The organism is Dryocola sp. LX212 (assembly GCA_041504365.1).
In the GTDB taxonomy this organism is placed as follows: domain Bacteria; phylum Pseudomonadota; class Gammaproteobacteria; order Enterobacterales; family Enterobacteriaceae; genus Dryocola.
Map to the genome: position 1 here is coordinate 1,838,418 of CP167917.1, position 21,321 is coordinate 1,859,738.

General features: G+C 49.5%; 18 protein-coding genes and 3 pseudogenes. 6 read left to right on the forward strand and 15 right to left on the reverse strand.

The genetic code is table 11. The annotated features are described in order from the left end of the window. Nucleotides 1-242: 242 nt before the first annotated feature. From ACA108_08810 to ACA108_08820, 3 genes are all read left to right on the forward strand, one after another. Entirely contained in the window at nt 243-797 is a 555-nt protein-coding gene (locus ACA108_08810; GenBank protein XEX97581.1) for a hypothetical protein, read from the forward strand. A 93-nt stretch (nt 798-890) separates the two neighbouring features. Further along, nucleotides 891-1,376, forward strand: a complete 486-nt coding sequence (locus ACA108_08815; GenBank protein XEX97582.1) for a GTP-binding protein — start codon at nt 891-893, stop codon at nt 1,374-1,376. Nucleotides 1,377-1,426: 50 nt separating this feature from the next. After that, nucleotides 1,427-2,962, forward strand: a complete 1,536-nt coding sequence (locus ACA108_08820) for a hypothetical protein (GenBank protein XEX97583.1) — start codon at nt 1,427-1,429, stop codon at nt 2,960-2,962. Here the strand turns inward: ACA108_08820 and ACA108_08825 are convergent. Together ACA108_08825 and ACA108_08830 are read right to left on the reverse strand one after the other, a co-directional pair. Continuing rightward, the gene (locus ACA108_08825; protein XEX97584.1) at nt 2,912-3,835 is read right to left on the reverse strand and encodes an IS5 family transposase; all 924 of its coding nucleotides are present in this window, start codon (nt 3,833-3,835) and stop codon (nt 2,912-2,914) included. The two genes, ACA108_08820 and ACA108_08825, sit on opposite strands and share 51 nt — an antisense overlap. A 498-nt stretch (nt 3,836-4,333) precedes the next feature. Next, nucleotides 4,334-5,773, reverse strand: a complete 1,440-nt coding sequence (locus tag ACA108_08830; protein XEX97585.1) for a colicin-like pore-forming protein — start codon at nt 5,771-5,773, stop codon at nt 4,334-4,336. Between the two features lie 188 nt (nt 5,774-5,961). Here ACA108_08830 and ACA108_08835 point away from each other — a divergent pair. Both ACA108_08835 and ACA108_08840 read left to right on the forward strand, forming a co-directional pair. After that, nucleotides 5,962-6,916: pseudogene (locus ACA108_08835) on the forward strand (IS5 family transposase). A gap of 426 nt (nt 6,917-7,342) precedes the next feature. After that, on the forward strand, nt 7,343-7,873 hold the full coding sequence (locus ACA108_08840; GenBank protein XEX97586.1) for a hypothetical protein: 531 nt from the start codon (nt 7,343-7,345) through the stop codon (nt 7,871-7,873). A gap of 61 nt (nt 7,874-7,934) precedes the next feature. Here ACA108_08840 and ACA108_08845 read toward each other — a convergent pair. The 13 genes and pseudogenes from ACA108_08845 to rluE all read right to left on the reverse strand — a co-directional run bounded on the left by ACA108_08845 (nt 7,935) and on the right by rluE (nt 19,935). Continuing rightward, nucleotides 7,935-8,415: pseudogene (locus ACA108_08845) on the reverse strand (Hcp family type VI secretion system effector). Nucleotides 8,416-8,668: 253 nt separating this feature from the next. Continuing rightward, complete coding sequence (locus ACA108_08850; GenBank protein ID XEX97587.1) at nt 8,669-9,382, reverse strand: hypothetical protein; 714 nt, start codon at nt 9,380-9,382, stop codon at nt 8,669-8,671. Nucleotides 9,383-9,574: 192 nt separating this feature from the next. Further along, nucleotides 9,575-10,055, reverse strand: a pseudogene (locus ACA108_08855) (Hcp family type VI secretion system effector). 221 nt (nt 10,056-10,276) lie between these two features. Then, nucleotides 10,277-10,990, reverse strand: a complete 714-nt coding sequence (locus ACA108_08860; protein ID XEX97588.1) for a hypothetical protein — start codon at nt 10,988-10,990, stop codon at nt 10,277-10,279. A gap of 220 nt (nt 10,991-11,210) precedes the next feature. Next, nucleotides 11,211-11,711 (reverse strand): hypothetical protein, encoded by a 501-nt coding sequence (locus tag ACA108_08865; GenBank protein XEX97589.1) that lies wholly within the window; start codon nt 11,709-11,711, stop codon nt 11,211-11,213. 413 nt (nt 11,712-12,124) lie between these two features. After that, nucleotides 12,125-13,246, reverse strand: coding sequence for a JmjC domain-containing protein (locus tag ACA108_08870; GenBank protein ID XEX97590.1), 1,122 nt, complete (start codon nt 13,244-13,246; stop codon nt 12,125-12,127). A 72-nt stretch (nt 13,247-13,318) separates the two neighbouring features. Further along, on the reverse strand, nt 13,319-14,779 hold the full coding sequence (phoQ, locus tag ACA108_08875) for a two-component system sensor histidine kinase PhoQ (protein ID XEX97591.1): 1,461 nt from the start codon (nt 14,777-14,779) through the stop codon (nt 13,319-13,321). A gap of 2 nt (nt 14,780-14,781) precedes the next feature. Then, a complete protein-coding gene (gene phoP / locus ACA108_08880) occupies nt 14,782-15,453 on the reverse strand; it encodes a two-component system response regulator PhoP (protein XEX97592.1) in 672 nt (223 codons plus the stop codon). A 171-nt stretch (nt 15,454-15,624) separates the two neighbouring features. Further along, the gene (gene purB / locus ACA108_08885) at nt 15,625-16,995 is read right to left on the reverse strand and encodes an adenylosuccinate lyase (GenBank protein XEX97593.1); all 1,371 of its coding nucleotides are present in this window, start codon (nt 16,993-16,995) and stop codon (nt 15,625-15,627) included. Nucleotides 16,996-17,015: 20 nt separating this feature from the next. After that, a complete protein-coding gene (hflD, locus tag ACA108_08890; GenBank protein XEX97594.1) occupies nt 17,016-17,645 on the reverse strand; it encodes a high frequency lysogenization protein HflD in 630 nt (209 codons plus the stop codon). A gap of 23 nt (nt 17,646-17,668) precedes the next feature. After that, complete coding sequence (gene mnmA, locus ACA108_08895) at nt 17,669-18,778, reverse strand: tRNA 2-thiouridine(34) synthase MnmA (GenBank protein ID XEX97595.1); 1,110 nt, start codon at nt 18,776-18,778, stop codon at nt 17,669-17,671. 65 nt (nt 18,779-18,843) lie between these two features. Next, entirely contained in the window at nt 18,844-19,293 is a 450-nt protein-coding gene (locus ACA108_08900) for an NUDIX hydrolase (GenBank protein ID XEX97596.1), read from the reverse strand. Between the two features lie 9 nt (nt 19,294-19,302). Further along, complete coding sequence (gene rluE, locus ACA108_08905) at nt 19,303-19,935, reverse strand: 23S rRNA pseudouridine(2457) synthase RluE (GenBank protein ID XEX97597.1); 633 nt, start codon at nt 19,933-19,935, stop codon at nt 19,303-19,305. A gap of 134 nt (nt 19,936-20,069) precedes the next feature. On the opposite strand from rluE, the gene icd reads away from it, so the two are divergent. Further along, nucleotides 20,070-21,320, forward strand: coding sequence for an NADP-dependent isocitrate dehydrogenase (gene icd, locus ACA108_08910; GenBank protein ID XEX97598.1), 1,251 nt, complete (start codon nt 20,070-20,072; stop codon nt 21,318-21,320). Nucleotide 21,321 lies beyond the last annotated feature (1 nt).

Below are 21,321 nucleotides of genomic sequence, written 5' to 3' on the forward strand. Positions count from 1 at the left end.
CATTAGAAAATGACGTCGTCCCTATTTCAGTTATCTCGGAAAGATGCGATAACAGGCTATAAAACAAGCAGCAAAGCATGATCGTTGAGGCAAGCGCCGCCGATCAGAAATTCTCAATGCTCTTATTGGGGCTAAGTATGAGCAGAGAAAAGGCTTTCGAAAAATTTAAGGAAGTTCAGAAACGGTATATCGCTAGAAAGGATACTCTTTTTTAAGGAAATGAAGCTGAAAGCCGCTTACTGGTGATAGATGAAATCCTGAACATACTGGGTTGGAATAAAGAAGAATTTACGCCGGAAGCCTATTGCAGAACAGCGGGGTATGCCGATTATATACTCAGTATGGAAAGAACGCCACGCCTTGTTGTTGAAGCCAAAAAAATCGGCGCGACTTTCGGACTTCCAAAAAACACCTTAACCTTGAACGAATACTCTGTCGCCTATCTCAAAAAAGCATTCAATAAGAAAATTTCTGAGGTTATCGATCAGGCACAAAGATACTGTGTCGAAAAAGCGGTTCAATATGCATTAATCACAAATGGTGCAGAGTGGTTTGTTTGCCCGATGCTGCCAAAAGCCGGTAAAACAACTGATTCGATGAAAGGCGTTTATTTTGGGAACATCTTTGGATATGAGTTTTCGTTTGATCTAATGTACAACCTCATTTCTAGGGACAGCACTGAAAAGAATCATCTGGATAGCTATCTCTCAGAACTGAATCATGTACCGTCAGAAGTGTGTTACATGCTAAAAGATCATGTCCATGATTTCATTTGGGATAGTAACAAAGACAATTAATGGATCGACGATTTTTATGAAAACTTTTTCTCCCAGATAACAGAGAACAATCAGCGAAAAATGCTGGAGCACTGCTTTGTCAGTGACTCTAAGTTGGATCAGTTTAAAGGTGAAATAAAAAGAGCGTTAAAAGATTCAAAACCTAGCTTTCTTCCGAATGATGCATTAGATCTCTTACCTTCTGAAGGTAAAGAATTCATCCTGGAGCACCATACTGGTAAAGTAATCATCATCACTGGTGCTGTTGGCTGTGGAAAAACTACTCTGGTGACTAAATGTTTAGTAGAAGCCAGGCAGCAAAGGAACATATATGCAACCCCAATCATCATAGATTTAATAAATGACGTTTCAAAACACAGCATTGATGTGAAAAATGTTGTATTCACTTATCTTTATGACAAGATAAAAAGCGAGTATGAAAGTGAGTTTTCACTAGATGAACTACGCATCACATTTGCGCATGAAATTAAAGTTTTAAAAAACGGCCCCTACAAGGATATATTTTCAAAAAACCCACAAATGTTTATGATCAAAGAAGCTGAACTGCTAAGCAGGAAAGTATCAACCGGCAGAGCCTAGTATTAAAAATATTCAAAAAGCGTGTCAAGGAAAACAAATCCGTTATTATTGTGATTGATAATGTCGACCGTGCTTCCGAATCGTTTCAAGAGGAAATTTATGCTTTATCTCATTTAATAACCCAAGCGTCGGGTGCAACAGTTATCATCACACTCAGGGAATTCACCTTCTTTAAGAATAAAGATAAAGGCTTTCTGGACGTTAGGCCGGAAGACAAGATCATTCATCTCAAATCACCGGACTTTAACAAACTAATTTCGACCAGGATAAAGTACATCAAAGAATATTTGAGTGAGGACTTTAGGGTTAAAGACTGGAGAAAAAAATATCAGCTTCAAGATTTCTTGGACAGAATGAATTTTTACGCTGATGTGCTGAGAAAAAATCTTCAACTGTCGAGTGATAGTATGCCAATTCTGGAAATATTATCTTCTGTGTCTTGGCATAATATCCGAAACTTTTATCAGTTGATTAAACACGTACACTACCAATTGGGAAATGAGTCAGCGTGGCGTAAAAAGGATGTTATCTCCACGCTCACCTACCATCCCGATCATACAGAGAAAGCATATATACCAAATGTTTACCTTCCCTATCAGAACGTAAATCAGTGCTACTTCCTGAAGTTAAGAATACTCTATTTTTTAAATGACGCTGTTTCCCCCGGCGAAATTGCTAAAGGAATTAGCCTTGAAAGGATAATCCGGCTCGCATCACTTTACGGTTATAAAAAAGACTGGATTAGCAAAGCAATTGAAAGCTCGGTTAAAGAAAGGATTATTGAATGTATTGAGCTACCCTCTGACAGCGACTTCAACATTGAATACACTGTTAGCTCAGTTCATACATTTCGTATATTGCCCTTAGGCACCTGTTTGATACTCGATATCTGCCACACATCAATTTACCTATCTTTAACATCTCTTTATTTGCCTTTCCATGAAAAAAAGCCCTATAACGATGCAAAACAAGAGCTCACCAGACTGATTAATGCAATTTATAATGATAAGAGTATTAACACCAATCATGAGATTATTGATCTGGTCGAAGAAAGTCTGATGCCAATTATAATATCAAGATATCTGTCATCAGAGTATTTAAGAGAAAAACTGACTTTATCATTACTGAGAACTCAAACAGACGTGCTCTTAACGGAGAAAAGCATAAACCGACTGATAGCATCGTTCAGTCGTAACATTGGTAACAACGACGAGTTTACAACTAACCGTGAGAAAGACGATCACGGTAATTTATCTTTCGATTTCGACGATGGAATTGAAAAAAACAGCATATCCGGAGAAGATAAAGATATCCCGCCTTCATTCAAGCCATTATCTCTTGAAAATGCCATGTCCAGTGGGAGTGAGTATATCCCTCTCATCTTTGTCGCTCTGGTGATACGCTCCTATCTTGGTTTTGAGGCCAGTATCGGCACTCAGATAACAGAAACAATTAACGATTACATAGTAAATGATGACAATAAAAAATATACAAACAATGTTTCACGTGCGCTGCGTTCTAAGTCGCTGACTCCCTCAGGCAATCCGTACACTTTCTGCCATACCTGCACGTGTCATTTTGTTTAATGCGCGGATCATGGCCATAGCCTCCCCAACCTGCGCATCATAATCCCGCAACGTAAGATGCCCACCAAACAGCTGTTTGACACGGTACATTGCCGTTTCAGCCACCGAACGTCGGTTGTAAACCGTGTGCCATTTCCAGTACGCATTGCTTCCCGCCAGCCGTTGCCGGGCAACCGCCTGATTTCTGTCGGCATATTCAGCTGGCCAATAACCTGCGCGGGTTCGCGGCGGGATAAGTGCTTTGATTTTCTTACGCCGCAGTTCGTCGTGGCACCGTCTGGTGTCATATGCTCCGTCGGCGCAGGCGGTTCTGATTTTCCTGTGGGTCTGGCGAATAAGCCCCCTGAAGGCCTCTGCATCCGTCACATTGTTCAGGGAAAGGTCAGCGCAGATAACTTCATGCGTATCAGCGTCCACCGCCAGGTGCAGTTTACGCCAGACGCGGCGCTTTTCCTTGCCGTGTTTTTTCACCTTCCACTCTCCTTCCCCGAAGACTTTCAATCCGGTGGCGTGGATAACCAGATGGGCTATTTCGCCGCGCGTGGGGGTTTTGAACGGGATATTGACGGACCTGGCCCGTCTGCTGACACAGGAGTCATCAGGGCACCGGAGTGGGAGCTTCATCAGGGTAAAAATGGAGTCAATAAATCCCTGCGCGGCGCGCAAAATGAGGCGAAAGATGCGTTTGAGCATCAGTACGGTGGTAATAGCGAGCTCAGAATAACGTTGCGGACGACCACGTGAAGACGTGTTGGGCTCGTCATACCAGGCCTGGATGGCTGACTCATAAAGCCAGAATGTCAGTGAGCCCCGGTTGACGAGCGCCTTGTTGTAGGTAGCACAGTTGGTGATTTTGAACTTTTGTTTTGCCACGTGATACCGCTAAAGGATCGGGAATGTGGTGATCTGATCCTGATTACGGCCAAAAGTTCGATTTATTCAACAAAGCCGTGCTCTTTATAAAAAACCTGTCCATGCTGCTACCAATAAATCTGGTTACCAGTAAGGTGAGTATGATAATATTGTGGGAAGAGATAATTAATTTTTTGATAATGGGAGGATGATAATGAATAAGTACCTTGCTGACTTTTTTTTATGTTTATGCTTCTACATCCTTGTTTTTGTTTTTGTTCTGGTTAACTCAAATCTTAATTTAAATGAAAGTTTAATCTTAATTTCATATTGCTTATTAAGCAGTTTGTTTTTTCCTTTTGTTGCGAGTTTTTTTCGTGGAATCAAAAAAGGAGACATTCCTCTCCAGTATTGGAATAACGGTGTTTTCACATTGTGCTTAGTTTTGTCATTACCTCTGGGGATTTTTTTGGTGTTATATAAAATGAGCAAGAGATAGACAATCTCTTGCTCATTGGATTAAAGGCTAAGGATGAATTTATTTAAATCCTCAAGCGCTTTGTCTGTAATTAAAGCAGCAGTCATAGCGAGAATTGCCGAGAAACCTATAATTCCGATTGGAGTTGTTGCTATGACGGCATATGCAGTAACAACTAATAAAGATGCGATTTTTGTAGCGGCAATTTTTTCACCAGCAATGATCGCATCGTTCCAGTTGCCTGTTCGAAAACCTTTGACGACTCCATTCACAAAAGCTCCCCAAGCTATTGCTTCGCCAACTACACCGAACATCTTACTAAATTTCTGTAACTGTGCAGCCATAGTACCTTTGTCTAATGACTCAAGGGCTTTTGCAATTGCGGTTCGGTCAGCTACGCTGAATTTTTTGTTAAGGTTACCTTTATATTTATCATATGCAGCTATCGCTTCTGATGCACTACGTAATTTTTTACCTTTTGCCGCTGCTTCTAGCGCTTTAGCTTCTTTTGATAGTTTATCACCAAATTTTTCTGTTAATGCTTTATAAAAATCGGAAGCTATGCTTATGGCATTAGTTGGAAAAGAACTGAACAAATCCTGTGCGCTTTGTGAAGCTTTTTGCTTTCTCTCAGGATCAGTTTTAGCAAAATCAAGCTCCGGGAACATTTCCCCAGGAGTCTTTTTATTTGTTTTTGCTACTGCTACCTTGAGATTTTCAGCTTTAGTGTAGGGACGATCAGCTATTTTAGTGGTTGAGATTACTGTTCCTTGCTCGTTTAATTTTACCGTGTATCTAAAGCCTTCAACATTAACATCAAAAGTTCTGATATTAGGCGGCAATGTTTTCCAAGATATTTCAGCTTCTTTTTTTGCCTTGGCCTGTCGTTCTGGTTCTCCTTTTGAAAAGTCAAGTTCTGGATATAAATCACCTGGGTTTTTATTCTGTGATTTTGCTACTGCAACTTTCAAATTTTCAGCTTTGGTGTATGGGCGGGGAGCTGTTTGCGTAATCGAAATAGCTTTACCGAATTGATCTAACTTCACCTTATATTTGAATTGATCAACCGTTGTATCGAATTCATCAGGTAATTTGCTCCAATCCCCTGGTTTGATACTCCATCCTCCTGGAGCAACGGAATTGTTGGAACTAGTTGAACCGCTACTACTGCTTACTTTTCCCGCAGAAGTTAATACACCTGAAAACCCGCCCACGGTGTTTGAAGTTCGACTGCCAGTTTCAGAAGATACAGTGTTATTTTGCCCCTGGATATTCGCAGTATAACCCCCAGATCCATCACTTTTAATATTCGAGACTTGCGATGCTGTGATTTGTGTTCCACCGTAACTATTGAATTGAGAAGCAATATCGGCAGGTGAAGGTGCTCGCATACCCCTACTACTGCCGCCAATACTACCCGAGCTGTCTCCACCGCTGTGAACACCACCTGACCAACTTCCACCGAAACCAGTCCACGCCATATATATCCCTTATAAGTTTGTGGTTAAATCATTAAAAAAACTATAGCAAGATTATTTTTTAGTCAAGCCTGTTGATTTCTCTCCTTCAGCAGATAGGGCATGTTTATTTCTAATAATGTGATGGTAGTTATATATTCTGCATGGGGCTTTGTTGAGTAAATCGAACTTTTGCTGAGTTAAAGGATCAGATCACGCATCATCCGGCAACACTGACCGTCCCATGGCAAAGCAGAAGTTTAAAGTCACCAACTGGCGCGACTACAACAAAGCCCTCATCAACCGCGGCTCCGTCACTTTCTGGTTTGATGACGAGCTATTCAGGCCTGGTATGAGCTCGCTACACACTCATCGCGGGGACGGCCTCAACACTATTCTGACCTCGCCATTACCACCTTCCTGGTCGTTAAACGTGTATTCCGCCTGACCCTGCGAACCGCACAGGGCTTTATTGATTCCATTTTTGCCATGATGGGTGTTCCTCTTCGCTGTCCGGATTACACCAGTGCCAGCAAGGGGGCAAAGTCGGTTAACGTCAGTTTTAAAACGCCCACCCGGGGCGAGATTGCGCATCTGGTGATTGATTTCACAGGGCTAAAAGTCTTCGGTGAAGGTGAGTGGAAAGTCAAAAAGTACGGCAAAGAGCGCCGTCGTATCTGGCGAAAACTGCATCTGGCTGTTGATGCGAGTACGCATGAAGTCATCTGCGTGGACCTGTCGCTGAACAACGTCACGGACGCTGAAGCTTTCCCGGGGCTTATCCGGCAAACCCACCGAAAAATCAGGTCAGCGGCGGCGGACCGTGCTTACGATACGCGGCGATGTCATGACGAACTGCGTCGCAAGAAAATCAGCGCGCTCATTCCTCCCCGAAAGGGAGCGGGCTACTGGCCAGGTGAGTATGCAGACCGTAATCGTGCTGTTGCGAATCAACGGTTGAGCGGGAGCAATGCACGGTGGAAATGGACAACAGATTACAACCGTCGGTCGATAGCGGAAACGGCGATGTACAGGTTAAAGCAGTTGTTCGGTGGTTCGCTGACGTTGCGTGACTACGATGGTCAGGTTGCAGAAGCTTTGGCCATGGTGCGTGCGCTGAACAAAATGACGAAGGCAGGCATGCCAGAAAGCGTGCGTACTATCTGACAACTGCAACCAGCTACGAAGATGCTTACCCCAAATCTGATTTATTCAACAAAGCCCATCTTGATACCACTGAGCCTGTATTCTGGATAGGGTGAGTCAGGATATTTTATTGTCGCCACCTTTTTCCATTGTTAATATTTTATAATTGATAAATTTCTGATTTAGCTTCCTATTAATATCTGAGACGCCTTTACCAAAGTATTTGTGTTTAAGATCCTGCAACGAAAAGTCGATTTTCATTTTATATTGCGATCCCCGCCGTAAAATTCAGGTTTCCAATAATTAACAGCAGTTTACCTGTTGACCCATCCAGTGTTTTTAGAGGAGAGTAGTAGGGCAGGCAATAAAGCATTGCAAAAGAAGCGCCCCCGAATGGTGGTGGAACACCAGACGAGGGCTGACCACAATGTTATAGAGGCTAACACCATGGCTATTAAGAATAGTACCACACTCGCTCGCCCTGAAATCACCCATAATCATTCTGATTTTGCGGAGGATCTCACAGCCTTACTGAAATTACCGCTTGGCGCGGAGCACGATTTATTCCAGGTGCTGGCGATATGCCAGATCTATGCTGATGAATTAACTGAAACCAATAATCACGCTGAATGTTTAGCGCTGTGCGGGCGTCTTCTCGCCGGGCTAAATATGTTGAAGGCAGTTTTAAAAGCACCGCTGCCGGAACATCTTATTGAGCTGCTTACCGTTGAAGCTGGCGTTACAGAAGAGTACCGCAGCCCGCGGGCCACAGATTCAGAGACCGTCCGGGAATACTGCTGTGCATTAACTAGGGTGCTGCTGAACCAGCAGGCTCCGGCAGACCAGCAGGAATACATTATCGGGTTGTTGGGCGAACTGCTGGCTATGCTGGCAGACGATTTGAAAACGCCGCGCTTTATCCGCACTTCCGACGGGCTGGCCATGCTGGACGGCGAGGCCGTGCCGGGTATTCACTAATCAATTGCGCCTTCTCAACCAGGCTGAGAAGGCGCGTAATTGCTGCTAATCGGTATTATGGCTATGCCACGACGCGCTGATTCCATCCATCCGTATATATGATATTCCCGTCGCAATGCTTCCAGGTAATGGTTTCATAGCGCAGCAGGACGGTTTCAAGGTGTGTTCCGGTTGAAGCACCAGGATAAAGGTCTGCGGTAATAGAGGTTATTTTTACGTTGTTCAGAAGGATATTGAAATATTCCTTTTCCAGTCCAGCCATCAGTGATGGTGTACATTTTTATGGTCGCAGACTGGAGCGTCGCTCCTTCGCTCTGGGCCTTGTATAAAAGAGGGGTTACACGATCAAATTCTTTCTGAAATTGAATTGGTGCATGGATACGAGTTCCTGTAAGTCGCCCTGTATTCCCATCTGCGGGAATATTCACATTATGAGTAAGTGATTTTATTTCGATAGCACCTATACGATCCGAAACCAGAGACGAACCGACAAGCGGTGATCCATTGGCATCCATTAACCAAAGATAAGCTGGATTTGACATCATAAACTCCTTTTATGTATTCACTGAATCAATATTGAAAATGTTACGTTATTTGAACTTATTGAGTCTGCGGGAATATTATTTATACTTATCAAACCTGTCTGAGAATATTGGCAGAAACCAAATTAGTAGTATTATTGATATAAATGTTAAAGGAAGCCAGTATTCTGGCAGTAAATAAATAAAAAATAATGCAGCCGCGAAGATAAGTAGTGGAAAAAGAAAATCAGATATGAGAAGAGATATTAGACTTTTAAACACCGTATTTACCCTTAAGGTCATTGGCTAAAACTTCAAAATCAGAGTACAATCCTGCATTAACATTTTTGATGATGTCTGACAGTAATGGTTCAATGAAGTAATACAACATCTCTAACTTTGCTTGATACAGTATCCAGTAATATTTAGGTTCAAGCGCTTTTAATGCCCTTGCGGCCATTGCGGCTTTTTGTTCCATTCCAAAAAACTGGACAGCCACAACAGCTAAGGCAGTTCTACCGGCTAATTTCTCGGCGACAGTTTTTGTCAGAAAGTTTGATTTTTCAAGGGCCTGAGCCAATGACAGTACAACTGCGCCTCTGGTGGCTTTTGTTACAGCGAAATGTGATGCAACGTTAGCAACATTTCGCGTCAACCCACGCATACCACTCTTCTCGTTCCCCTTGTCTAAATCGTTGCAGATCATCTCAAAATACAATACAAGCATATGAGCAATGACATCGTGGTATCTAAAAATAGACTGAATGGAATAAACTGTTCTGATTTCTTCAGCCTTCAGTTCTTGGCACACATCGTTATATCTGGGAATAAAACAGCTTGAGTACCAACTTGCCCTTTCCAGTCCTGAATAGATATCAGAGGCGACACCCTTTGCTGCCTGCATCGTGTTGATGAACCCATTCTGGGCATATATGGCGAGCTGTCTGTCACTCTGAAACCTTGTCCTTAAATAATCCGAAGCATTCATTCCATGTCCCTTTGTTTATGATGCTGTGCGCATAGTACTATGATTTTAAGAAGAATAAATTCATCGTTGGTCACAAAAATCAGAGCGGGCTGGCCATGCTGGACGGCGAGGCCGTGCCGTGCATTCACTAATCAATTGCGCCTTCTCAACAAGGCTGAGAAGGCGCGTAATTGCTGCTAATCGGTATTATGGCTATGCCACGACGCGCTGATTCCATCCATCCGTATATATGATATATCCCGTCGCAATGCTTCCAGGTAATGGTTTCATAGCGCAGCAGGACGGTTTCAAGGTGTGTTCCGGTTGAAGCACCAGGATAAAGGTCTGCGGTAATAGAGGTTATTTTTACGTTGTTCAGAAGGATATTGAAATATTCCTTTTCCAGTCCAGCCTCAGTGATGGTGTACATTTTTATGGTCGCAGACTGGAGCGTCGCTCCTTCGCTCTGGGCCTTGTATAAAAGAGGGGTTACACGATCAAATTCTTTCTGAAATTGAATTGGTGCATGGATACGAGTTCCTGTAAGTCGCCCTGTATTCCCATCTGCGGGAATATTCACATTATGAGTAAGTGATTTTATTTCGATAGCACCTATACGATCCGAAACCAGAGACGAACCGACAAGCGGTGATCCATTGGCATCCATTAACCAAAGATAAGCTGGATTTGACATCATAAACTCCTTTTATGTATTCACTGAATCAATATTGAAAACATTACATCATTTGAACTTCGAATTTGCCAGTAATAATCGGAAAGAGCCAAAAAATAGCGATAATGGTGACGAGCATTAATCCCCACCAATATTCTGGGGAAAAATATAGCCAGAGTAAGGCGAAGCCAATCAATATTGCAGGGAGAACAAGATTATAGAGTAAAAGTGAGATTAGGCTTTTAAACACCGAATTTCTCCCTGATATGCCCTGCAAGCTGATCGAGAGTGGAGTAGACACCAGCATTGACGTTGCCAGTAATTTCAGAAAGTACCGGTTCTACGAAATAATAAAGCATCTCCAGCTTCGCTTGATAAAGTATCCAGTAATAGTTTGGATTAATCGCTTTCAATGCGCGTGCCGCCATGGCTGCTTTTTGTTGAATACCAAAGACCTGAATGAGATAGACTCCTACCGGCATTTTTCCAGCCACTTTCTGCGCCACAACTTTTGACAGAAGCTCAGATTTTGCGATAGTCACCGCCATGGCTGATGCTACAGCGAATCGGGTACCCCCTGCTACTGTAAAATGAGCTGTTAGATGGGCCACATCGCGAACCAATTTCTGTGCAGATCCCTCTTTATTTCCTTCTTTAACATCCTTACATACAGTCTGGAAGTATAAATAAAGCATATGACCAAGGACGTCATGGTATCTAAAAATTGACTGAATAGAATAGGCTGTTCTGATTTCCTCTGCCATTAGCTCCTGGCACACATCGTTATATCTGGGAATAAAACAGCTTGAGTACCAACTTGCCCTTTCCAGCCCTGAATAGATATCAGAGGCGATACCCTTTGCTGCCTGCATCGTGTTGGTGAACCCATTTTTGGCATATATGGCGAGCTGTCTGTCACTCTGAAACCTTGTCCTTAAATAATCCGAAGCATTCATTCCATGTCCCTTTGTTTATGATGCTGTGCGCATAGTACTATGATTTTAAGAAGAATAAATTCATCGCTGGTCACAAAAATCAGAGCGGGCTGGCGATGTTGGATGGCGAGGCGGTGCCGGGTATTCATTAAATATCAGTGGTGTCGCCTTCGCAGTTAGTACCTGACGGTGGTTGCGAAGGCGAATTGGTCGACCGTGCTTTGTGCCTGAAGGCGAAATATTATTTAGCCTTACTGGCGTTGTCTGCTTTCCATTCTTCGTATGTCGCTTCGAGGATCCACAGACAGGTTGCTCTTTTGTCCATTTCCAGCAGGGCCAGCCGGGTTCGCTGGTAATAATCTTCAACCATTGCGTCATTGGTGAACAGTTCAGCGGGAACGCCACAAACGAGGTCCGTCCCAATCATATGGGGCCATGATTTTGCGTCGATGGTGCCGAGTGTATCCAGAACGCCCGTGGTATTCATTGGTAACGCTATAGAAAGTGCATCTTCGAGACCAGCGGCCTGCTTAACGTCCGCCGTGGCCGCCAGTTCCGGGACCTTATCAAGCCAGTCTTGCTCGCCTGATTCGACGTCCTTCAGCGAAGCGGGCCAGTCGATAGCATTTCCACCCGCCCAGACCAGACAAGAGAGCAGACCCAGAAGGATTAACCGCTTCATTGGACGACAAACGTCCACGCCGCCGTCGTTTTTGAGCCATAGATAAGCTGGAATAGCCATAGTTTAAACTCCATTTCAAAGAGTGAGCCAGCTTGTACCCTGCCGGCTAATCTGCTGCTTTCGCAGCGGATTTAAACTATCCCTAAGTAAAATTTGCTTCAATTTTGTTCAGTGTAAAAAATTCAGCAATTGTGAGGCGTGTTGATTTAGAAAATATCATCCGATAGTGGGGGGGGTCATGAGTTCTGTCACACAAGCGTGCGTTTTTCCCCTCACCCCGCCCCTCTCCCTGGAGGGGCGAGGGGGAAGAAGAATGCCAAGTTAGTGTAACGTTCCCTCATCCCAGCCCTCTTCTCAAAGGGAAAAGGGGGCAAGAAGAATGCCAGGTCAGCGTAAAGTTTCCCTCATCCCACCCCTCTCCAAAGAGGAGAGGGGAAAAGGGAGAAGGGAAGAAGGCGGTATAAGAAAAGCGATCAGTCTTCGAAGTACCAGTACCCGCTGTTCACCAGCGCGGCCAGCATCGCCAGGAACGACGGATCTTCCAGCGCGTCGCCAATCACTTCAGCATTCACCGTAATGTGGTTCGCCAGGGCTTCAACTGCCGGACGGTGCGGGCTGTCCAGCTTCTCGCCGTTAACGTACACCTCATCCGCGATGCGCAGCACGCGCAGGCCACCCAGGCGGGTCAGGGAGTCGCCTTGTTTCAGGGCATCGTAGATTTCATCCGGCTGGTACGGTGGTTCTGCCGGGGCGACGTCCAGCTCGTGGCGCGACTGGGTAATAAACTCGCCGAACCAGGCTTTGAAGTGCTCCGGCTGGTTCACCAGATCCAGCATCATGCCGCGCAGTTTTTCTAGCTCTTCCGGCAGGATGTCCGCAGGGTGCTGACGGGACGGCACGTCCGGGTCTGTATAGCGCAGGCTGCCCAGCTCGCGCTGCAGTACATAGTCCGCAAAGCCGCTGATCATCTCGCGGCCGCTCGGCGCGCGGAAGCCTACCGAGTAGTTCATCGAGTTTTCCAGCGAGTAGCCTTCGTGCGGGAAGCCCGGCGGGATATACAGGATATCGCCCGGCTCCAGCTCCTCGTCGATGATCCCTGCGAACGGCTCCACCTGCAGCAGGTCCGGATGCGGGCAGTGCTGCTTCATCGGCACTTTTTCGCCCACGCACCAGCGGCGGCGGCCCACGCCCTGAATGATAAACACGTCGTACTGATCCAGATGGGGGCCCACGCCGCCGCCGGGGACGGAGAAGGAGATCATCAGATCGTCGATACGCCAGTCCGGAAGGGCGCGGAACGGGCGCATCAGCCCGGCGCTTTGCTCATGCCAGTGGTTCACCGCCTGCACCAGCAGCGACCAGTTGTTTTCGCTTAAGTGATCGTAGCTCTGGAAGGGACCGTGGCTGACCTGCCATTTCCCGTCCTGATGGCTCACCAGGCGGCTGTCCACCTCGTTTTCCATGGCAAGGCCTGCCAGCTCGTCAGGGGAGATGGGGTCGATGAAGTTTTTGAAGCCGCGCTTGAGGACCACCGGGCGTTTTTGCCAGTAGCGCTCGATAAAATCGGGCCAGTTTAAGTCGAGGGTGTATTCCATTTTTTTTAATCCGGCAGGTGAAGGAACCTGCCTGGATTATAACGGATGGGGCGGGCGATTACGGGAGTATTTTCAATCTTCTTCGCTGACTGGACGCTGTCTCGCAAAAATGACTTCCATCCGCGCGCCGCCCAGTTCGCTGCTGGCCGGGACGATTTCGCCGCTGTACTGCTCAACGATTTCCCGGGCGACGGACAGCCCCACACCCTGGCCGGGACGCAGCGTGTCGGCGCGCTGCCCGCGGTCGAAAACAATCGCCCGTTTGCTCTCCGGGATGCCGGGACCGTCGTCGTCCACGTACAGGTGCAGCGTGTTATCCAGCTGGCGGGCAGAGATTTCCACGAACTCCAGACAGTACTTACAAGCATTGTCCAGCACGTTGCCCATCACTTCCATAAAGTCGTTTTTCTCGCCAATGAAAGTGATTTCCGGCGAGATATCCAGCGAGATATCCACCCCTTTCTGCTGGTAAACCTTATTCAGCGCCGAGCAGAGATTATCAAGCAGCGGGGCGACGGAGTGCAGCTCGCGGCTGAGCAGGGTGCTGTTACCGCGCATGCTGGCCCGGTGCAGGTAATAGCCTATCTGCTGGGAGATGCGGCTGATCTGCTCAAGCATGACCGGCTCGGCATCTTCTACGCTCAGCTTGCGGGTGCGCAGAGAGCGCAGGGTACTTTGCAGCACGGCCAGCGGCGTTTTCAGGCTGTGGGTTAAGTCGGTTAACGTCGTGCGATATTTATCGTAGCGTTCACGCTCGGTGCGCAGCAGGCGGTTGAGGTTGCGGACCAGGCTTGTCAGCTCGCGGGTGGTTTCCGGATTCAGGCTGTCGCGGTCGTGCTTTTCCAGCTCCCGCACCTCTTTCGCCAGCTCTTCTATCGGGCGCAGACTCCACCAGGCGGCGGCCCACAGCAGGGGGATCACCAGCAGCAGGTTGGCGAGCAGCACGTAGATAAACCAGCTCCACACCATATACGAGCGCTTCAACTCAATCGGGATGGTATCAACCACCACGACGGTTAACGCGGGCATAGTCGCGGTTGCCGGATACTGGTTCACCGCCACCGAGTGCGTCATCTCGTAATCGTCGTCATCCTCGTGGATGTCTTTGAGCTTTTCCTGTAGAGGGCTGTCGTTCGCCAGCAGCGCGCGGCTGGTGTCAAAATTGGCTTCCAGCTCGTGAAATCCGTTGGCGGTCAGCCACTCGGGTTTTATCTGCTGGACGATGTGCGGCACGTTGCGCTGGGTCCACAGCAGCTTGCCGTGTTCGTCATAGATCAGCGCCATGGTCGGGCTTTGCAGATTCAGGTGTTCCGGGATCTCGACCTGGATTTTACCGTCGACGCGGTTAGCCAGCGTGTAGAACAAGTTGCTCTCGCCGCGCAGCAGGCGGAAGGTGGTTTTATCGAAGCTGACGCTGTAGCCAACCAGCGCTACCATGCCGTAGGCGAGGGACAGCACCATCACCACCGCGGCGGTCGCCAGCAGAAAGCGAACCCGCAGCGAGAGCGGGAGGAGGTGGCTTAAGTATCTCATGGTCAGCCCAGATCGAACCGGTAGCCCTGGCCTCGTACGGTGGTGATGACTTCTGGCTCGTGCTCCGCCTGGATTTTCTTACGCAGGCGGCCCATCAGCACGTCAATGGTGTGGCTTTCGCGCAGCTCCGCATCCGGATAGAGCTGCAGCATCAGGGCGTCTTTGCTGACGACTTTCCCGGCGTTGCGGATCAGCGTCTCCATGATGGTGTACTCGAAGGCGGTAAGCTTAATGATGTTGTCGTTAACCGATAGCTCACGGCGGGACAAATCCACCTGGAACGGCGGCATGGAGATAAGCTGTGAGGCAAGGCCGCTGTTGCGGCGCATCAACGCCTGCATGCGCGCCACTACCTCTTCCACATGGAAGGGTTTGGTGACGTAATCGTCCGCGCCTGCGCCCAGCACTTCAACTTTGTCTTGCCAGCCTTCGCGTGCGGTTAACACCATGATCGGAATAGTGACGTCGTGGCTGCGCCAGCGGCGGATCATGCTCATGCCGTCCTCATCGGGCAGGCCAAGGTCGACAATGGCGATGTCCGGCGCGTGCTCGTTTAAGAAGTAGTCCGCTTCTTTGGCATCTTCCGCAGCATCCACCTGGTGACCCGCCTCACGCAGCTGCACCTGCAGATGGTGACGTAACAGGGCATTATCTTCCACAACCAGAACGCGCATCGCTCTTCCTCAATGTATAAATGGCACAGATAGTTTAACGCTAATTATGGCGGGAAGGGGGTAAACCTTGAATAAACAACGGGGAATGTGAGGGAAAGTGGTGGATGGCGCAAGCTTATCCACCCTACCTTTGGAAAAAGCGTAGGGCGGGTAGACCTGCGTCAGGAGAACTTACTTCAGCTCATCAACCATGCTGATTGCGCGGCCAATATAGTTGGCTGGCGTCATCTGCTTCAGACGGGTTTTCTCTTCTTCCGGCAGCGCCAGGCTGTCGATAAACTGCTTCATACCTTCGGCGTCCACGCGCTTGCCGCGGGTCAGCTCTTTCAGCTTCTCGTACGGCTTTTCGATGCCGTAGCGGCGCATCACGGTCTGGATTGGCTCCGCCAGCACTTCCCAGTTCAGATCCAGCTCGGCCAGCAGGCGGTCGCGGTTCACTTCCAGCTTGCTCACGCCCTTAAGCGTTGACTGGTACGCAATCAGCGCATAGCCGATGCCCACGCCCAGGTTACGCAGCACGGTGGAATCCGTCAGGTCACGCTGCCAGCGGGACACCGGCAGCTTGCTCGCCAGATGTTGCAGCATGGCGTTGGACAGGCCCAGGTTGCCTTCAGAGTTTTCGAAGTCGATTGGGTTGACCTTATGCGGCATAGTGGACGAGCCGATTTCACCGGCAATAGTCTTCTGTTTGAAGTGGTTCAGAGCGATGTAGCCCCACACGTCGCGGTCGAAGTCGATCAGGATGGTGTTGAAGCGCGCCACGCAGTCAAACAGCTCGGCGATATAGTCGTGCGGCTCGATCTGGGTAGTGTACGGGTTCCACTGGATGCCCAGAGAAGTCACGAATTCTTCGCTGAACTGGTGCCAGTCAACTTCCGGGTAGGCGGCGATGTGGGCGTTATAGTTGCCGACCGCGCCGTTAATTTTGCCCAGAATCTCCACGTTACCTAACTGGCGGAACTGGCGCTCCATGCGGTAGGCCACGTTCGCCATCTCTTTGCCCATAGTCGACGGCGTTGCCGGCTGGCCGTGGGTGCGGGAGAGCAGCGGGATATCGCGATACTGCACCGATAGGTCTTTCACCGCGTCAATCAGTTTGCGCCAGTACGGCAGTACCACTTCCTGGCGAGCCGTTTGCAGCATCAGCGCATGGGAGAGGTTGTTGATGTCTTCAGAGGTGCAGGCGAAGTGGATAAATTCCGATACCGCGTGCAGGGCAGGGATCGCCTCGACCTTCTCTTTCAGGAAGTACTCAACGGCCTTCACGTCGTGGTTGGTCGTGCGCTCGATTGTTTTGATGCGTGCGGCATCTTGTTCACTGAACTCCGCGACGATTTTATCAAGGTAACCGTTTGCGTCGGCGTCAAAAGCAGGAACTTCCTTGATCGCTGGGTGCGCGGCTAATTTTTGCAGCCAGCGAACTTCGACCTGGACGCGAAATTTCAGCAGGCCGAACTCGCTGAAGATAGCGCGCAGCGCGCTGACTTTGTCGCCGTAGCGTCCATCTACGGGTGAAACGGCGGTCAGTGAGGATAATTCCATAAGTTACAACTCCAGAGAGGTTAACAATGAGCAAGAATTTGTTTGGCCTGCGTGCACAGGCGATTACGGGAAAACATGAGCTGCAGGCGGCCACCGCCAACCTGGTGCCACAGCACAGCGGCGCGGATACCAGCCAGCAGCGAGGCTCGAACTTTGCTCTGTACCTGCGGGCTTTGCAGCACGGCAGGGGAGCCGGTAACCTGAATGCGCGGCCCAAGCGGGCTTATCACATCGACATAAATGCCTGCCATGGCGCTGAGCAGGGTGTCGGATTCCAGATCGAAATGCTCCAGCTGACGCTGTAGCCCGGCGATGCTGGAGCCGAGATTGTCCATCGCGCCTTTGCTGCCGTGCAGCTTGCGCTCGAGCACCATCAGGCTCAGGGTGTAGCGCGTCAGCTCGGCGTTCAGCCCCTGACGGTTACTGGCGTTCAGCACCCCGAGCAGCGTTTCCAGACCCAGCTTAAGGTTGGCTTCGCTGCCGCCAAACACGCCGAGCGTAGAGCCGGGGTTAAGATCGATAACACTATTGAGGGCGACATGGAGCGCGTCCTGATCGCAGTGGCCCTGATGGGCAAGCTGCTGAACCAGACGGGCCGACTGGCAGATACCTGCCAGCGCGAGGGTAATGTCGAAATAATTCTTAGCCACAGTGTATCGTCCTTGTCCACAATTTAGTCGATGAGAGGCAAACGCTGTTCAATAATGCCGCCGCCAAGGCACACTTCGCCGAGGTAAAACACCGCGGACTGGCCTGGCGTCACAGCCGCAACCGGCTCTTCGAAACGCACTTCAATGCGGTCCGCGTCCAGCGGCGTGATGGTGCAGGGAATATCTGTCTGACGGTAACGGGTTTTCACCGTGCAGTGCAGCGGCGCAGTCAGCGTTTCGCGGTCCACCCAGTGCAGCTGCTGGGCAATCAGGCCCACGGACATCAGACGAGGGTGATCGCCGCCCTGGGCCACGATCAAAATATTGTTTTCTACGTCTTTATCAACAACGTACCACGGCTCTTCACTGCCTTCTTTGGTGCCGCCGATGCCAAGGCCTTTACGCTGTCCGAGGGTGTGGTACATCAGACCCTGGTGCTCGCCCACGGCTTCACCGTCAACGGTAAGGATTTTACCCGGCTGGGCAGGGAGGTAGCGGCCGAGGAACTCGCGGAATTTGCGCTCGCCGATAAAACAGATGCCGGTGGAGTCTTTTTTCTTCGCGGTGATGAGATCCAGCTCTTCGGCAATGCGGCGCACTTCTGGTTTTTCTAATTCGCCAACCGGGAACAGGCTCTGCGCGATTTGCTCGTGGCCGAGCGTATAAAGGAAGTAGCTCTGGTCTTTGTTGCCGTCCAGGCCGCGCAGCAGCTGGCTTTTGCCGTCGACGTCGGCGCGACGCACGTAGTGGCCGGTCGCGATATAGTCGGCGCCTAGATCTTCTGCGGCGAACTCAAGGAAGGCTTTGAATTTGATCTCTTTGTTGCACAGGATGTCCGGGTTTGGCGTACGCCCGGCCTTGTACTCTTCCAGGAAGTGTTCAAAGACGTTATCCCAGTATTCGGCAGCAAAGTTGACGGTATGCAGTTCAATGCCGAGCTTGTCGCATACGGCCTGCGCGTCCGCCAGATCGGCGGCTGCGGTACAGTACTCCTCGCCATCATCCTCTTCCCAGTTCTTCATGAACAGGCCTTCCACCTTGTAACCCTGTTGTTGCAACAGGTAAGCGGAAACGGAGGAATCAACACCGCCGGACATCCCGACGATCACTTTTTTCTGGCTGTTATCAGACATGGAGTACTCACGACATTGAACTTAAAGGCGGCGTATTCTATCACGCATCCCCGGCCCTGGCACCCTTAACTAAAGGGCCAGTTGAACGCGCCGAGCATGGCTAACGGATAACGTTCCGCTTTCTGATAACAGCGAATACTTTCGGCAACCAGCGGCGAGCGTAAATTATCTGCGTTAACAATTTGTTGCGCGTCCAGCCACAGGCAGCGATCGATATCGCTGTCGTGAGGCTCGGTGGGCAGCTGCTCCGGTAAATCTATTGAAAAAAGAAAACGCAGGAAGGGCGTATTATCCGGGGCGATCCACTGGTGCATGCGGATGAAGGTTTGCGGCTCGGCGCGAATGCCGGTTTCTTCATACAGCTCGCGGCTGGCGGCCTGAATCAGCGTTTCGTCAGCTTCCAGATGCCCGGCAGGCTGGTTCCAGAGCGCCCTGCCGTTGATGGTCTCTTCAACAACCAGAAACTTCCCCTGCGCCTGAACCACGCAGGCGACGGTAACGTGCGGTTTAAACATGCGTTTTCCTTAAATGCTGTCCAGCGGGATTTCCCGCCATTCTCCGGGGGCTAAATCCGATAATTCCAGATTACCCATAGCAAAGCGAACCAGGCGCAGCGTTGGATAGCCGACGTGCGCCGTCATTCTTCTGACCTGGCGGTTGCGGCCTTCGTAAAGCGTGATTTTCAGCCAGCTGGTGGGGATAGCCTTGCGCTCGCGAATCGGCGGATTACGCGCCCATATCCACTGCGGCTCTTCAACCAGCTCGGCGCCTGCGGGCAGGGTGGGGCCGTCGTTCAGCGTGACGCCGTTACGCAGCGACTCTAACGCTTCCTGCGTTGGTTCGCCCTCTACCTGCACGTAGTAAATTTTCCCGGTTTTTTTGCCCGGCTGGGTGAGCTGCGCCTGGAGCTGGCCGTCGTTCGTCAGTACCAGCAGGCCTTCGCTGTCGCGGTCAAGACGCCCGGCGGCGTAGATACCTTGTAACGGGATGTAATCTTTCAGCGTGCTGCGTCCCGCTTCGTCTGTGAACTGCGGCAGCACATCGTAGGGTTTATTGAAGATAACCAGCCGCTTCGGTCCACGGTCCGCGGGTTTTTTGGCAGGACGGCGGGTGCTGAATCGTTTAACTGTTGGATTTCTAAAAGAAGTTTTATTCATAGTGTTTTCAGACGGTAGCGATTAACGCATTATAACGGAAATCACCAGTGATTGGCGCGGGCCTGATATTCAAGTAGTATTGACACGCATATTACAAATCATTAACAAAACAGAAGCGCTCGAAGGAGAGGTTAATGGAAAGCAAAGTAGTTGTTCCGGCGGAAGGTAAAAAGATCACCCTGCAAGATGGCAAACTGAACGTTCCTCACAACCCGATCATTCCTTTCATTGAAGGTGATGGTATCGGTGTGGACGTGACGCCAGCCATGATCAAAGTGGTGGATGCCGCCGTGCAGAAGGCCTACAAAGGCGAGCGGAAAATTTCCTGGATGGAAATCTATACCGGCGAAAAATCTACCGAACTGTACGGCCAGGACGTCTGGCTGCCAGAAGAGACTCTGGACCTGATTCGTGACTACCGCGTGGCCATCAAAGGCCCTCTGACCACCCCGGTCGGCGGCGGTATTCGTTCCCTGAACGTTGCGCTGCGCCAGCAGCTCGACCTGTACGTCTGTCTGCGCCCCGTGCGTTACTATGCGGGCACGCCAAGCCCGGTAAAACGCCCTGAAGAAACCAACATGGTCATCTTCCGTGAAAACTCAGAAGACATCTATGCGGGCATCGAGTGGAAAGCGGACAGCGCCGAAGCGGAAAAAGTCATCAAATTCCTGCGCGATGAGATGGGCGTAACGAAGATTCGTTTCCCTGAACACTGCGGTATCGGCATCAAGCCTTGCTCCGAAGAAGGCACCAAACGCCTGGTTCGTGCAGCCATCGAGTACGCGATCACCAACGACCGTGATTCCGTGACCCTGGTGCACAAAGGCAACATCATGAAGTTCACCGAAGGTGCTTTCAAAGACTGGGGTTACCAGCTGGCTCGCGAAGAGTTCGGCGGCGAGCTTATCGACGGCGGCCCATGGGTGAAAATCAAGAACCCAAATACTGGCAAAGAGATCGTTGTGAAAGACGTGATCGCCGATGCGTTCCTGCAGCAGATCCTGCTGCGTCCTGCGGAATACGACGTGATTGCCTGTATGAACCTGAACGGCGACTACATCTCTGACGCGCTGGCTGCGCAGGTTGGCGGCATCGGTATCGCACCGGGTGCCAATATCGGTGACGAATGCGCACTGTTCGAAGCCACCCACGGCACCGCACCAAAATATGCAGGTCAGGATAAAGTGAACCCAGGTTCCATCATCCTTTCCGCAGAAATGATGCTCCGTCATATGGAATGGTTCGAAGCCGCAGACCTGATCGTCAAAGGTATGGAAGGCGCGATTAACGCCAAAACCGTAACCTACGATTTCGAACGCCTGATGGACGGCGCTAAGCTGCTGAAATGTTCAGAGTTTGGCGACGCTATCATTAAAAACATGTAAT